At 66.9% G+C, this 13417-nt stretch carries 12 protein-coding genes; 1 reads left to right on the forward strand and 11 read right to left on the reverse strand.

The features are described 5' to 3' along the window. Positions 1-86 precede the first annotated feature (86 nt). The 9 genes from ABIB15_RS12140 to ABIB15_RS12180 form a co-directional block, all read right to left on the reverse strand. Positions 87-1052 (reverse strand): NAD-dependent epimerase/dehydratase family protein, encoded by a 966-nt coding sequence (locus tag ABIB15_RS12140; RefSeq protein WP_354478874.1) that lies wholly within the window; start codon positions 1050-1052, stop codon positions 87-89. Then, on the reverse strand, positions 1049-1876 hold the full coding sequence (locus tag ABIB15_RS12145) for an MraY family glycosyltransferase (RefSeq protein ID WP_354478877.1): 828 nt from the start codon (positions 1874-1876) through the stop codon (positions 1049-1051). The genes ABIB15_RS12140 and ABIB15_RS12145 overlap by 4 nt, the downstream gene beginning before the upstream one ends. 185 nt (positions 1877-2061) lie before the next feature. After that, entirely contained in the window at positions 2062-3897 is a 1836-nt protein-coding gene (locus tag ABIB15_RS12150) for a polysaccharide biosynthesis protein (RefSeq protein WP_354478879.1), read from the reverse strand. After that, positions 3888-4859, reverse strand: coding sequence for a hypothetical protein (locus ABIB15_RS12155; RefSeq protein ID WP_354478881.1), 972 nt, complete (start codon positions 4857-4859; stop codon positions 3888-3890). The genes ABIB15_RS12150 and ABIB15_RS12155 overlap by 10 nt, the downstream gene beginning before the upstream one ends. A 10-nt stretch (positions 4860-4869) precedes the next feature. Beyond that, complete coding sequence (locus ABIB15_RS12160; protein ID WP_354478884.1) at positions 4870-5475, reverse strand: arsenate reductase/protein-tyrosine-phosphatase family protein; 606 nt, start codon at positions 5473-5475, stop codon at positions 4870-4872. 3 nt (positions 5476-5478) lie between these two features. Continuing rightward, on the reverse strand, positions 5479-6903 hold the full coding sequence (locus ABIB15_RS12165; protein WP_354478886.1) for a tyrosine-protein kinase domain-containing protein: 1425 nt from the start codon (positions 6901-6903) through the stop codon (positions 5479-5481). Positions 6904-7166: 263 nt separating this feature from the next. Next, the gene (locus tag ABIB15_RS12170; protein ID WP_354478889.1) at positions 7167-7469 is read right to left on the reverse strand and encodes an addiction module antidote protein; all 303 of its coding nucleotides are present in this window, start codon (positions 7467-7469) and stop codon (positions 7167-7169) included. Next, a complete protein-coding gene (locus ABIB15_RS12175) occupies positions 7453-7764 on the reverse strand; it encodes a type II toxin-antitoxin system RelE/ParE family toxin (protein WP_354478892.1) in 312 nt (103 codons plus the stop codon). The genes ABIB15_RS12170 and ABIB15_RS12175 overlap by 17 nt, the downstream gene beginning before the upstream one ends. A 213-nt stretch (positions 7765-7977) precedes the next feature. Further along, positions 7978-10161, reverse strand: coding sequence for a DEAD/DEAH box helicase (locus ABIB15_RS12180; RefSeq protein ID WP_354478895.1), 2184 nt, complete (start codon positions 10159-10161; stop codon positions 7978-7980). 322 nt (positions 10162-10483) lie between these two features. Between ABIB15_RS12180 and ABIB15_RS12185 the strand changes: the two genes are divergently transcribed. Continuing rightward, on the forward strand, positions 10484-11488 hold the full coding sequence (locus tag ABIB15_RS12185; RefSeq protein WP_354478897.1) for an alpha/beta hydrolase: 1005 nt from the start codon (positions 10484-10486) through the stop codon (positions 11486-11488). 62 nt (positions 11489-11550) lie between these two features. Here ABIB15_RS12185 and ABIB15_RS12190 read toward each other — a convergent pair whose 3' ends face one another. Both ABIB15_RS12190 and ABIB15_RS12195 read right to left on the reverse strand, forming a co-directional pair. Then, on the reverse strand, positions 11551-11778 hold the full coding sequence (locus ABIB15_RS12190) for a hypothetical protein (protein WP_354478900.1): 228 nt from the start codon (positions 11776-11778) through the stop codon (positions 11551-11553). Beyond that, complete coding sequence (locus ABIB15_RS12195; protein ID WP_354478903.1) at positions 11778-13346, reverse strand: PspC domain-containing protein; 1569 nt, start codon at positions 13344-13346, stop codon at positions 11778-11780. The genes ABIB15_RS12190 and ABIB15_RS12195 overlap by 1 nt, the downstream gene beginning before the upstream one ends. Positions 13347-13417 lie beyond the last annotated feature (71 nt).

Below are 13417 nucleotides of genomic sequence, written 5' to 3' on the forward strand. Positions count from 1 at the left end.
TTCCGGGAGCCCAACGTGAAATTGAAGCGAGTCATCGATCGTAACGCCGATGAGTATTCGCCTAGATCCCGCTAAATCGCGCAAAGTCAGTCGCCTGCCCGAGTATCCGAGCGGGAAGCGAAGACTCGCCCAGTCGCACGAAGGGCAACTCGTGTCGCGACAACCTCGGTGTAGTTCGGTATGAATTGAGAAATATTCGTTATTACCTTTAGGTCCCCGATGAGTCTTTCCACCTCCGGCCTCCTGCCGCTTAGGGAACCGGCCAGCTCGAGCAAACGTGGCGGGAATGGGAAGAGTCGCGGCCTCCGCCCCAGCCCGGCCGCCAATTCCCGGATAATGTCTGCTGTGGACAACGATTCGCTGTCAGCGACGAGTACTGCGTCCGCCGTGCCAAAATCTGGGCCGATGCACAGGGCAATTATGTTCGTGAAATTGTCGACCGAGATCATTGCCCGCTGATTATGGACCGATGCAAGTGGTAACGGAATGCCTCGTTCGATGATTTTCATCAGCCGGAGCAAATTTCCGCCCACCCCGCCCCCGTAAACCAACGGCGGCCGAAGAATCACAATGCCGAACTCAAACTCGCGTTCCAGCCTACGTAATCCCTCCTCCGCACGGAGCTTCGATAGGCCGTAGGCATCGGTTGGGCTGGAGGCGTCGGTGACTGCGTACGACGAAGGGCCACCCTCGCCCTGAGCCTTTATTGAACTCACATATACGAGGCGATCGACCCCTGCAAGGATTGCCTGCTCTGCGAGTCTGACGGTGCCAGCCGCATTCGCTTTCGCAAACGCGGCGTGAGGATCCGAACTGGACTCCGCCATGACGTGGACCCGCGCCGCAAGGTGAACCACATATTCTTGGCCATCCAGCGCTCCCTCCCAGTCCGTATCTGGCCCCAGATCGCCGACGATTACTTCGCGGGCCCCTTCGGGCGCCAGCCCTGGTCGCCGAACGGAAGCCGTAACTACATGGCCTCGTGAAATCATCTGACTGCAAAGGTGACGTCCGACGAAGCCGTTAGCCCCTGTGACGAGTACTCTGCTCAAGTTCGCTCCGATGCTTTTGATCTAGTGAGTGCGTTCAACAGACTTGGTAGCAAAAGGTACGCGGTGGCAACGCCCACCATGCCGATCGCGGCAGGGAGCAGGAAGTCCACGTTCAGCGTCAACAGCCCAAGGGATGCCGTAAGAATGGTTGCGCCGGTAACAGCACACGTAGCCTGAACGTGGCTCAGGCCCGAGGATGTTAGTCGCTGATAAACGTGGGTGCGGTGAGCCTCAGCCCATCGCTCCCCGCGTCGAATTCGGCGCAGAAGGGTGCTTCCAACGTCGACGATGTAGATAACGAGCGGGCCAGCGACTGCGCCCAACGATGTGCCACCGGCGATTGCCGCAACGGCAATGATTGCGATTGCTGCGCCGAGCAAGTAACTGCCCACGTCGCCCAGAAACATCCCACCTCGGCTCAGCAGGTTCCACGGCAGGAATGCAATAAAGGCAGCCGACAGCAGCAATCCGCAAGCAGTAAGCCAGGGCAGGTTCACCAGCATGCCAAGGGCCGCATAGGCCCCGCCTACGACGGCTCCGTGCAGACTTGAGATGGCGTTTATGCCATCCATAAAATTGGCGACGTTAATGTAGGCAGCAATAGCGATTGCGCCCAGAGGAACGAGCCACCAATCTGCACCCGTAAGTGCAACAACCGTTACGGCACCCGCACTCCCGATAAGAATCTGGGCAATCGCGCGAGCGTAGACGGGCAACCCTCGAAGGTCCTCTGTCAGACCAAGTATGCCAGCGGTGGCCGGCATTGCGACCAGTAACAAGAGGAGTGCCTCATCAGGGCTGTCCGCGCTTGAATACAGCAGCACTCCGTATCCAGCCAACAATCCAGCTAACGGGGCCAGTCCAACTCCGCGGACCGTCGGTCGCTCATGTGAAGACCTGTCGTTGGGCACGTCAAGGATTCCGAGCCTCTTGAGCAATGGCCGGAATAGGAGTGGCGAAGAGACGCTAACGAGAAACGCGGTGGTCACCGCTATAGCGAGCGCCATTCCTAGGCGCCGCTTACTGAGTTGCCCAATGAACGCTCCCCGCTCTCCAACCGGCAGCGCGCTTCCCAGTCATCCCGGTCAAGGTCGTGCGGAGCGAGGGGGTTGATCGCCGCATGAGATATCTTGGGATGAACAGGGCGGTGGTCGCTCTCGCCGTCTCCGATGAGCTCCTCGTGCAGCTTCTCCCCCGGGCGCAGACCCGTGTAGACGATCGCGATGTCCTTGCCCGACATGTCGATCATGCGCTGGGCCACGTCGAGAATGCGCACCGGCTCTCCCATGTCGAGAATGAGCACCTCGCCGGGACCGCCGATGCCGCCCGCCTGAACCACGAGCTGGCAGGCCTCGGGGATGGTCATGAAGAAACGCGTAACGTCGGGATGGGTGATGGTCAGCGGTCCACCGGCCTCGATGATCGAGGTGAAGGTCGGCAGCATCGAGCCCCGGCTGCCGATCACGTTGCCGAAGCGCACAGAGAGGTATCGCGAGCCAGTCTCGTGGGCAGCCCATGCAGTGAGCTTTTCGGCAACTCGCTTGGAGTGACCGAGCACGCTCGTGGGATTCGCCGCCTTATCGGTCGAGATGTTGACGAAGGTTGCGACGCCGACCGCTCGTGCGGCCTCCAATACGTTACGCGTGCCAAGCACGTTCGACTTCCAGGCCTCGGCCGGGTACTGCTCCAGCATCGGCAGGTGCTTGAGTGCCGCCGCGTGGAAGACGACCTCCGGGCGCCGCTCGTCGAATATGCGCTTCAGTGCGTCGCGGTCGCGGATGGAGGCGAGCACGACGTCCTGGGTGTCAAGCAGGCCGTGGCCCAGGATCGACAGCTGGGTGCCCTGAAGCCCGGTCTCGTCGTGGTCGAGCATGATCAGCTCGCTCGGGCCGAACCGGGAGATCTGCCGGCATAGCTCTGAGCCGATCGATCCGCCGGCGCCCGTGACGAGCACGCGTTTGCCTTGGAGGTAGCCAGCGATCGACTCGACCTCGGTGTCGACGGGGTGTCGACCGATGAGGTCCTCGATGGCGAGGTCACGGAGGTCCTTGAGCCGGGACTTGCCCTCAAGCACCTCCTCCAGCGGCGGAAGCACCTTGACGGAGACGCCGGCGAGCAGGGCAGCATCCGAAATCTCGCGGAGGAGGGTCGCATCCGCCCGCGCGATGGCGACCACGAGCACGGTCGCCTGGGTGGTGCGCGTGGCGTAGGTGAGGTCGAGCGCTGTGCCCAGCACCCGGATGCCGTCGAGCCAGAGATTGCGCTTAGTGGGGTCGTCGTCGATGAGGCCAACGGGCAGGTAGGCCGACTCGCGGTCCGTGAGCATGCGCCGCACGATGGTGGAACCAAGGTAGCCGGCTCCGTAGACGAGGGCCCGCTCGGTGTGGCCGACGGGGCGGATGGCGCGCTCGACAAGCAATCTCTTGACGTAGCGGACGAGCCCCATGAGCACGAACGCGATCGGAAGGGCGATAAAGATGGCGCTGCGCGGCACAAATACGACCGGACCGAAGCTGAGGAGCGGGATCGCGAGCACGGCGGCGGTGAGGAGGACGACGAGCGAGAGCGCCCGCACCTCCGCGAAGCTGCCATAGGGGTGGCGTCCGCGATAGAGGTAGAAGAGGTATCCGGCGCAGAGCTGTAGAGCAGCGGCCGCGAGGCACACCATGAAGGTCGAGAACCAGGTGATTTGGTCGAGCGCGAAATCGTAGCGTAGCAAGACCGCGAGGAGGATTGCCACAGTCCACGCGAGCGCGTCGAGAACATATTGTGTTCCGAACCTCGACACCGGCCCGTTCTCATACAACGCCTGCATCTTGCCCACAGCGAGATCGCTCAGAGCCATGTTTCTCCCCCATCCCCCGAACGGACGAGCGCGTCGCCAGCCCAGAGCCAAATCGTGTCGTCCGTCACCGAGACGGCCACGTTGCCGGCCAATGCTTCTGGCGTCTGCGCGCTCGGCAGGCACCCCAGCGGTGCAGCGGCGGCCGCCTCACTCAGCCCGACCAGCCGCACGCCGGCGCAGGCCTCGTCGCCCACAACCGCGACGGTGTATCCGTCGCTCGACGCCGCGATATTGAGCGCGCCCGCTATCTGCACTGGCGCAGACCACGTGGTCGCTGCGTCCGCCGTGCGGTGGATCGTGCCGTCCGCGCAGAGCACGGCCGCGCCGGCCGCGTCCCGGGCGGCAAGGGCCAGCACCGTTGCACACGGCGCCGCGAAGTCGCCAGCAGGGCTGCGCACTTCGGCGCCGTTCAGCGGGTTGACATGCCAGGCACCTCCGAGGCCCTCGGCGAACTCCTCGTAGTTGGTTCCGCCGACGAACGTGCGCACGAACATCGCCGCGCAATCGACTGGTGACTGGCCGACGAAGGAAGCCAGATCCCGGCCTTCGACGATGATCCTACGAATCGACCGCATATCGGTGGGGGCGGTGGCATCTGTGGCAACCCAAGTCCCACCTGCGTCGGTCGTGCGCTCCGGGAGCGCCGGCGTCTCCGGACACGTGCCGGTCGTCGCGCGCCAGGCGATCGAGTCGTCGAGCGCGACGAGGAGGCGAGTAGGGGCGACGGCGAGAACGGCTGGGGCTGCGGTCGTCGGCTCGGGCGTCACCTCGGGCGCGGCGTCCACCTCCACCGTCGGTACCGGCGCCTCGGCCGCCGCGCCGCTCGGAGCGCGACCTGTGTTGAGCGCGACGGCGACGAGTCCGATGTCCAGAATCAGGAACAGACCGAGAGCGAGCGCCATGAACCGTCGACGACGAAGGGTTCGACCGGGGTCGACGCGCCTCACCTGTTTGACTGCCATGGCTTCGCCCTCAGGGGCTCGTCACCGCCAGGGCGCGAGCGAACTGCGCGAGCACCACGTTGACCGCCGGCACGAGCTGGTCGGCTGACGCACGGTAGACATCGTCGCCGCGACGATAAGGATCGACGACGTCATCGTCCGTCGGGAACTCCGGTGGCTCGACCATGCCGCGGCGTGAGGCCGCGACCTCGACGAGTTCGGCGAGGCGTCCGGACCTGTCCGACAGATCGAGTGCGGCCGCGTCGGCGAGGTCGTCATCGGTGATTCCCTCCGCCAGACGCGCGAACTCGCGCAGCGTGAATGTGCGCCGTGAGGCGCGAGGGAGAAGCTCGACGGCTCCGCGCCGGTGCTCACGGGCGAGGCCGAGGATGAGATCGAAGTCGCGCACGTGATCGGCGGTGAGATCACGCGCGGTGTGGGCCTCCGGATTCGCGCCGCCGAATTCCCTCGACAGCGCCTGCGCCTGGTCGGGCATGCCGTCGCCGACCAGCGCGGACGTGCCCGCACTCGCAACCTTCACCTCAGGCCACTGTGCCGTGCCGGCGCGGAGGAGCTGCTCGGCGAGCGGAGAGCGGCAGATATTGCCGGTGCATACGGTGAGGATCGAAAATGTCATGGGCTACTTGCCCCGGCGTCGTCGAACGTTCTTCGACAGCTCTTCGACGTCGGGCTCGAGCCGCGTGTCGCCGTAGGTGTAGGTGCCGTAACCATAGGCATCCGGACCCTTGGTCGGGAGCATCGTGATGACGACTCCGAGCAGACGGCTGCCGACATGGTCGAGGGCGCGCACCGCGCCGGACATCTCGGCCCGCTTGGTGCGGCCGGACGCCGCGACGAGAATCGCGCCGCCGGCCAGCTTGCTCAGCAGCGCGGCATCCGTCACGAGCAGCAGCGGCGGCGCATCGATGATCACGTAGTCGAACTTGGAGGTGAGGGTCTCGAGCAGACGAGCCATGTTGCCCGATCCGAGCAGCTCGCTCGGGTTCGGGGGGATGCGTCCGCTGGGCAGCACGAAGAGCTGGCCCCGGCCCCACTTCTGCATGACATCGGTGAGCTCTGCCCGCCCGATGAGCACATCGGTGAGGCCCACAGCGCCCTCGATGCCCATGTATTCGGCGACGCGCGGCAGGCGGAGGTCTCCGTCGACAAGGGCCACCTTGGCGCCGGTCTCGGCGAGCGAGATCGCGATGTTCGCCGCTGTGGTGCTCTTGCCCTCGCCGGGCACCGAGCTGGTGATGACGAAGCTCGGCGGGCCGCCGTCGACGTTGACGAACTGCAGGTTGGTGCGCAGGGTGCGGAACGACTCGGCGCGCGGGCTTCGCGGGTCGACGTGAACGACGAGCGGACGACGTTTAGCGTCGGGGTCGAACGAGATGCCACCGAGCATGGGCTTGTCGGTCACCAGCTCGACGTCGTGGGACGAATGGATGCGCGTATCGAGCACGGTGCGCAGCACGGCGACGCCGATTCCGACGGCGAGCCCGACGAGGAAGCCGAGGGCGATGTTGAGGGGCACGTTCGGGCTCGCGGGCTTTGTCGCAGCGACGGCGGGCTGCACGGTCTCGATCTTCACGAGGCTCACCGCTCCCTCGCCTTCCGGCTTCTCCAGCACATTGACCACGATGTCGGAGAAGTTCGTGCCGACGGAGTTGGCGATCGCGGCGGCGCGAGCCGGATCATCATCGGTCACGGTGATCTCGATGAGCACAGTGTTGAGCGGCGAGGAGGCCGTGACTCTGGATGCGAGCTGCTGCACGGTGATGTCGAGTCCGAGTTCAGCGATAACGGGTTCGAGCACGCGCGCGCTGTTGACCACCGAGACGTAGGAGGTGACGGCCTGCCGGGCGAAGGTCGTGCCCTGGGCCGCCTCGCTCGTGGTCGAGTCGGTGCCGGAGCGCACACTTACGTACAGCTCCGTTGACGAGACGTACTTCGGGGTCGAGGCAATCGAGAAGCCCGACGCCGCAGCGACACCGAGGAGGGTGCAGGCCACGATCAGAATCCAGTTTTTGTGCAGGATCCTCAGATAGTCGCGCAGTTCCACGTGTGTGTCCTTCGTATTTCATCGTGACCCGAGCGCGTCGTCGGCATCCCCCGACGGCGAATTACCCTTTGTGGCAGGGCTCGCGTCCAGCAGCCTTCCCGAGGCTGACCTGTTTGAGACTACCCGCTCGGTCAACCTCAGGCGGGCTGCAACTGCTGTTGCGCGAGTTATTGCGTGTGCCACGCTGCGGCTGCGGGCACCGGGTCCTCCACCCACGCCCCCATAAACCGCTCCCTACGATACGCCGCTGGCAGTGGCCACCGTCAGGCGATGGAGTCGAAGTGGAGCTTGAGCCCGAGAGCCCTGGCGACCTTCATGATGGTCGCGAAGCTTGGGTTGCCGTCGGCAGATAGTGCCTTGTAGAGCCCTTCGCGACTCATGCCGATCCGGCGGGCGAGCTCGCTCACGTTGCCGGAGCGCGCGATGGTGCCGAGCGCTTGGGCGATGACTGCGGGGTCGTCCCCGGTCTCGTCAAGGGCCGCCTCCAGGTAGGCAGCAGCCGTCTCGACATCGACGAGGTAATCGGCGCTGTCGTACGGGCTGAACGTCTCAGTCGTCTTGGTCATCATTCTTCCACTCCTCGGCGATCCGGTGCGCTTGCTCGATGTCGCGGTCCTGGCTGGACTTGTCGCCACCACACAGCAGCAGGATCAGGCGCTGCCCCTCTTCCAGGTAATAGACCCGGTAGCCCGGGCCATAGTCAATCCGCAGCTCCGAGATCCCGCTACCGACCGGCTTCACATCGCCGGGGTTGCCCGCGGCAAGGCGGTCGATCCTTACCAAGACTCGTGCCGCGGCCCGCCGATCCTTCAGTTTGCGCAACCAACGGTCGAAGGCCGCGCTTTTGACGATCTCGACCATGTGTTAACTGTAGTTCACAGTCCTGCCGGTGCCAAGTCCGCCGACGAATACGCCGACTTCACGAAGGAATACGGCCCCCACCACGAAGGAATACCAACGACTTTCAATGCACAATCGGCATTTCCAACTCGTTATCCCTTAGCGGCACACTTCCGAAGAAAGGCGGCCACCCCGAGGGGTGACCGCCATTCTCCGCGGAGCTGGTTGCTCAGGCTACAGCGCGGCGAGCTCGTCGAGCAGCGCGTCGCCGGGGCGAGCGGCCACCGACGTGGCGCGGATCTCGGCGCGGCCGAGCAGCTCGTCCATGCGGCGCTTGCGCGACTTGGAGACGAGCGTGACCACGGTTCCGACCTTGCCCGCGCGGCCCGTACGGCCGGCACGGTGCAGGTACGACTTGTACTCGTCCGGGGCGTCGGCCTGGATCACCAGGGTGATGTCGTCCACGTGGATGCCGCGGGCCGCAACGTCCGTCGCGACGAGCACGTTGACGCGCCCGCTGGTGAGCAGCTGCAGGTTGCGGGTACGTCGCGACTGGTTGAGGTCACCGTGCAGCGACGTGGCGGGAACGCCGGCGTCTTCGAGCTGGTCGGCGAGCTCCTCCGCGAACGCACGGGTGCGGGCGAAGATGAGGGTCTTGCCGGCGCCGGATGCCAGCTGCTCGATGATCGCGCGCTTGTCGCGCTGCTCGATGAGCAGAACCTTGTGGTCGATCGTCGAGGAGGCCTGGTCTTCACCGGCGACCTCGTGCACGGACGGGTCCTTGAGGAACTGCTTGACGAGCGTCGCGACACCCTTGTCGAGGGTTGCCGAGAAGAGCAGCTTCTGGCCGCCCTTCGCGGTCGAGGTCAGGATGCGCTGAACGGGCTCGAGGAAGCCGAGGTCGCACATGTGGTCGGCCTCGTCGAGAACGGTGACGATGACCTCGCTGAGGTCGAGGCGTCCCTGCTCGATGAGGTCTTCCACGCGGCCCGGGGTCGCGATGACGATGTCGACGCCGCGCTGCAGCGTGGAGACCTGCTTGAACTGCGGCACGCCACCGACGATGGTCGTGGTGAAGAGGCCGACCGAGCGGGCGATGGGCTCGACGGTGCGGTTGATCTGCATCGCGAGCTCACGGGTCGGGGCGAGGATCAGCGCGCGGGGCTTGCGGCCCGGCTTGCGTCCCTTGCCGCCGTTGTTCTCCATGAGGCGCTCGACGAGAGGAGCGCCGAAGGCGATCGTCTTGCCGGAGCCGGTCTTGCCGCGACCGAGCACGTCCTTGCCGGCGAGCACATCCGGAATCGTCGCGGCCTGGATCGGGAACGGCGCGGCCGCTCCCATCGTGGCCAGCTGGCGGGTGATGTTGTCGCCGAGGCCGAGATCGCCGAAGGTCTTGCCCTCGACGTCACCGGCGGTGATCACCTTGGCCTCGAGGCGCTCGAGAACGACGTCTTCCTGCGGGCCGCTCTTGGCGTCGCGGCTCGGGTAGAGGTCGGACGAGCGGCGCTGCGAGCCGTCCTGCGAGGGACGGTCGCTGTAGGAGGGGCGCTCGTTGCGCGACGAGCGGTCCGAGTAGGACGAACGCTCCGGGCGGTCGCCGTAGGACGGGCGCTCGGTGCGGGCCGGGCGGTCGTTGTAGCTGGGACGCTCGGTGCGGGCCGCGCGGTCCTGGTATGAGGGACGCTCGGGGCGGTCGCCGTACGACGGGCGCTCCGTGCGGGCCGGGCGGTCAGCGTACGACGAACGCTCGGGGCGGTCTCCATAGGAGGGGCGCTCGGTGCGCGCCGGGCGGTCGCGGTCGTTGAAGTTCGTGCGCGGGGCGCGGTCGTTCGTGGCCGGGCGGTCGCCGTAGGAGGGACGCTCGGTGCGCTGCGGGCGGTCACCGTACGACGGGCGCTCGGTGCGGGCCGGGCGGTCGTTGTAGCTGGGGCGCTCGGTGCGCTCGCCGTAGGACGGGCGCTCGGTCCGCTGCGGACGGTCACCATACGACGGGCGCTCAGTCCGCTGCGGACGGTCACCATACGACGGGCGCTCAGTGCGCTGCGGGCGATCGCCGTACGAGGGACGCTCGGTCCGCTGCGGACGGTCACCATAGGAGGGACGCTCGGTGCTGCGCGGGGCGCGGTCGTTCGTGGTCGGGCGGTCGCCGCGCTGCGGGCGGTCGCCGTAGGAGCCGCTGCGGTTCGGGCGGTCGCCGTAGGCGGGCTTCTCGCGCGGGTTCCAGTCGGGACGACGGTCGTTCGACGCGGAACGGTCGCCGGTGCGCGCGGCGCGGTCGTTGTTGGTCCAGCGCTTCTTGGCGGGAGCGGCGTCGCCGTGGAATCCACGGTGGCCTTCGCTGCGGCTGCCGGGGGCAGACGAGGAGGCCGACTTGCGCGGCTCAAACTTGTTGGTGTTCGGCTTTTTGTAATCAGGCATTGAGAGGAGTTCTGGGTTGTTGTCATTGCATGGCAACGCAGAGCTCGGTTGAGCTCGCACTACTAGAACCCGGGCAGTCAGGATCGAGCGGACAGAAATCCGCACAGAAAACCGATCGGGGCCGTTTCACATACATTGTGAAGTCTCACCCCACGCAGAGTTCGCGCACACGGAGTCCATATCCGATTGGTGAAGTACCGGCCCAACTGACTTACAAACCCATCCGCCAAATCGCGGTGTCAAGAGCCGACCTATATACGTTACACGGCGCGGCCCGGTCACGCCAGCTTTGCATCCTGCGCCGGGTAGATTGAACCCCATCATGAAGGTCGCGGCCGGCACGGGTGCCCGCGTGCTGGCGGCGTGCGTCAGCCTGGTCATCGTGCTGTCGGCATGCGCCCCCACCGGCGACGAGTCCGAGCAGGTCGAGCGCGAGCCGGTGCCGTTCCCGGTGGTGCAGACCTACCCGGACATCGACGTGATCGAGAATCTCGCCTATGGGGCGGGGGCGGATGCCGGAGGCGCCGAGATTCTCGTGGACGTCTGCCTTCCCGAGGTGGTGACCAAGCCGGCATCCGTCACGGTCGAGCCCGCGCCAGCCACAGACGATGCGATCACCGCGTCGACCGCCCGCGCCGCGGTGCTCTCGGTGCACGGCGGCAGCTGGCGGCAGGGCGACAAGGCGGACCTCTACTGGCGCAGTGCCTGCCAGTGGCTCGCCTCGGAGGGATTCGTCGCGTTCTCGGTCAACTACCGCCTCGCCCCGGCGAACCCCTACCCCGCGGCGATCGACGACGTGCGCCAGGTCGTCCGCTGGCTGCGCGACGACGCGCAGGTCGAGCGGTTCGACATCGATCCCGACCGCATCGGCGCGTTCGGCGGCTCGGCCGGCGGCAACCTCGTCTCGCTGCTCGGCCTCGAGGGCATGGGCGACCTCGCCGAAGGATCGAGGGTCGCGGCGGTCGTGAACCTCAGCGGGCCGATCGACCTCACGACCGACGGGTTTGCGCTCGGCGGGGTGGTGCCCGCGTTCCGCCAGGTGCAGCTCGACTATCTCGGTTGCGAGAGCTACACGGACTGCCCGCAGGCGCTGGCCGCGTCACCTCTCTATTCGGTGGACGAGAGCGATCCGCCGTTCTTCGTCGGGCACTCGCTGGAGGAGATGATCCCGGTGCAGCAGTCGGATGCCCTGGTCGAGCTGCTCCGCGGGGCCGGCGTCGACACGACCTACCTCACCGTGGAGGGAAACCTTCACTCGATCGCGATGCTCGACGACCCGATCCGGCTGCAGATCGCGGACTGGCTGCGAGACAAGCTCGAGCCGTAGCCAGCGGGGCGGGATCGCGCGCGTGGCTGCTGCGCGCCCGCCGCGGCTACCGCAGCGGGCGCTCAGACGCCTTCATCGTGCGCATGCGCCGGATCGCTGCCGCGCCCCGACCGCACGACCGCCGCGATGACACCCCCGAGCACGAGCATCCCACCGAGGGCGGCGATCGCGACCGCCGTGATCACCCCGCCGCTGAAGCCGCTCAGGTCGACGAAGGTGCCGACGAGGAACAGGGTGGCAAAGCCGATGAGGATCGCGCCCCAGACGATGGTGGTGGTTCGGGTCTTCATCAGCGGTCTCCCTCGGTGGTGATGGTCAGGTTTCCGGCGCCCACGATGATGTCGAGGGTGAGCCGGCGGTCAGTGGTGCCGGCGGTCTCGCCGACGGGGCCGAACTCGAGCGCCAGGTCGTCGTAGCTTCCGCGGCCGAAGTCCCGGTCGGGCGTGCTGAGCTCGCCCCAGCCGACGATCGAGTCGACCGTGACGAACTCGTCGTCGGGCAGGATCACGGTGATGTCACCGAGCCCGCCGACGATGTCGACACTCGACGTGCCGGTTACCGAGTCGGTCTGGCCGTCCCAGTATCCGGTCAGGTCGATCACCGCGTCGCCGACGCCGACCACGTAGTCCTGGGAGCGTCCATCGGCATAGCTCGGCGCGAACTCGGTGCCGTCGTCGGCGATCGCGGTGAACCGTGAGCCTCCCGAAACGACGTCGATGGAGCTGAACCCGTTGACGGCGCTGGCCCCGACGAGCGCGATCGCGACCACGATGGCGAGCCCGCTCGACCCGCCGCTGCGCTTGCCCCGGATGCCGTTGATCACGATGGCGGTGCCGAGCACGGCGAGCGCCGAGGCGAGGCCGGCGACCAGCCCGCGGCTCGTGAACGAGTAGTCGCCGACCAGGAGCGTGACGAGCGCGCCGACAACTAGGGCGAGGCCGATCGCGACGAGCGTGTAGAGCGGGTTCGACCGGGTGAGCCGGCGTTCATCACGGTAGGCGGCGGCGCGCTCCTCACGGATCCGTCGCTGCTCCTCGGTGTGCGCGGCGAAGGCCGCGCGGCGTGCCTCCTCCTCGGACTTCACGAACTCGTCCCTCTCCTGCTTGAACCGCGCCTGCTGCGCCGTCCAGGCTGCGAGCTCGGTCGCGTCGGTCGGCGGGGGGCCGGCCGGGGCGGCGGCCGTCAGCACGGTGGCGGCGTAGGCGGGTGCGTAATTCGGGGTGCCGCTCGGCGACGGGCCCGGGTCGGATGTGGCGGGCGAACTGGGCATCGAGTAGCTGGGCGTGCCGTAGCCCGGCGCCGCAGCATCCGCCCCTCGAGCGCCGCGGCTGGAGCGGCGCACGATCCAGACGACGAACCAGATGGCGGCCGCGATGATCGCGAGGGTCCAGACGGCGCGTCCGAAGCCGCCGAAGCCGCCGTCGCCGATGTAGGGCAGACCCCAGCTGACGCCGCCGAACCAGCCGGGGCCGGAGGGCAACAGGGAGAGCAGCACGAGCACGCCGGCACCGGCGACGGGCGCCTCGAAGTTGCCGCGGCCGAGCTCCTCGGCGTGGATCTTGCCGGTGTGGTCGGGCAGCAGCATCCACGCCGCGGCGTAGGCGAGCAGCAGCGGGGCGCCGAGAATGGCGAGCACGACCACGATGCCGCGCACGATGATCGGGTCGATGCCGATGCGGGTGGCGATGCCGGCGCAGACGCCGCCGATCCAGCCGGGCTGGCGCGGGAGGTCGAGCGAGCGCATCCAGGAGAAGAAGCGGTTGCCGCGGGGCGGGGCGTCGGAGGGGGCCGCGGGAGTCGACTCCGGAGGGCTTTCGGGCTGGGCGGAGGGGTTCTCCGAGTTGGTTTCAGTGGGCATGGTCCGATGCTGGCAGCGCGGGCGCACCCCGCACCATCAGGGTTCACCCTGAACGCACCCTGATCGCTCGC

This window comes from Marisediminicola sp. UYEF4 (assembly GCF_040546025.1).
GTDB lineage: Bacteria > Actinomycetota > Actinomycetes > Actinomycetales > Microbacteriaceae > Marisediminicola.

What these genes read in the sequence shown, in the direction of transcription:
- ABIB15_RS12150 (WP_354478879.1), bottom strand. Translation starts at nt 3,897, where the DNA reads ATGGCTCTGAGCGATCTCGCTGTGGGCAAGATGCAGGCGTTGTATGAG.
- ABIB15_RS12155 (WP_354478881.1), bottom strand. Translation starts at nt 4,859, where the DNA reads ATGGCAGTCAAACAGGTGAGGCGCGTCGACCCCGGTCGAACCCTTCGT.
- ABIB15_RS12160 (WP_354478884.1), bottom strand. Translation starts at nt 5,475, where the DNA reads ATGACATTTTCGATCCTCACCGTATGCACCGGCAATATCTGCCGCTCT.
- ABIB15_RS12170 (WP_354478889.1), bottom strand. Translation starts at nt 7,469, where the DNA reads ATGACCAAGACGACTGAGACGTTCAGCCCGTACGACAGCGCCGATTAC.
- ABIB15_RS12175 (WP_354478892.1), bottom strand. Translation starts at nt 7,764, where the DNA reads ATGGTCGAGATCGTCAAAAGCGCGGCCTTCGACCGTTGGTTGCGCAAA.
- ABIB15_RS12180 (WP_354478895.1), bottom strand. Translation starts at nt 10,161, where the DNA reads ATGCCTGATTACAAAAAGCCGAACACCAACAAGTTTGAGCCGCGCAAG.
- ABIB15_RS12185 (WP_354478897.1), top strand. Translation starts at nt 10,484, where the DNA reads ATGAAGGTCGCGGCCGGCACGGGTGCCCGCGTGCTGGCGGCGTGCGTC.
- ABIB15_RS12190 (WP_354478900.1), bottom strand. Translation starts at nt 11,778, where the DNA reads ATGAAGACCCGAACCACCACCATCGTCTGGGGCGCGATCCTCATCGGC.
- ABIB15_RS12195 (WP_354478903.1), bottom strand. Translation starts at nt 13,346, where the DNA reads ATGCCCACTGAAACCAACTCGGAGAACCCCTCCGCCCAGCCCGAAAGC.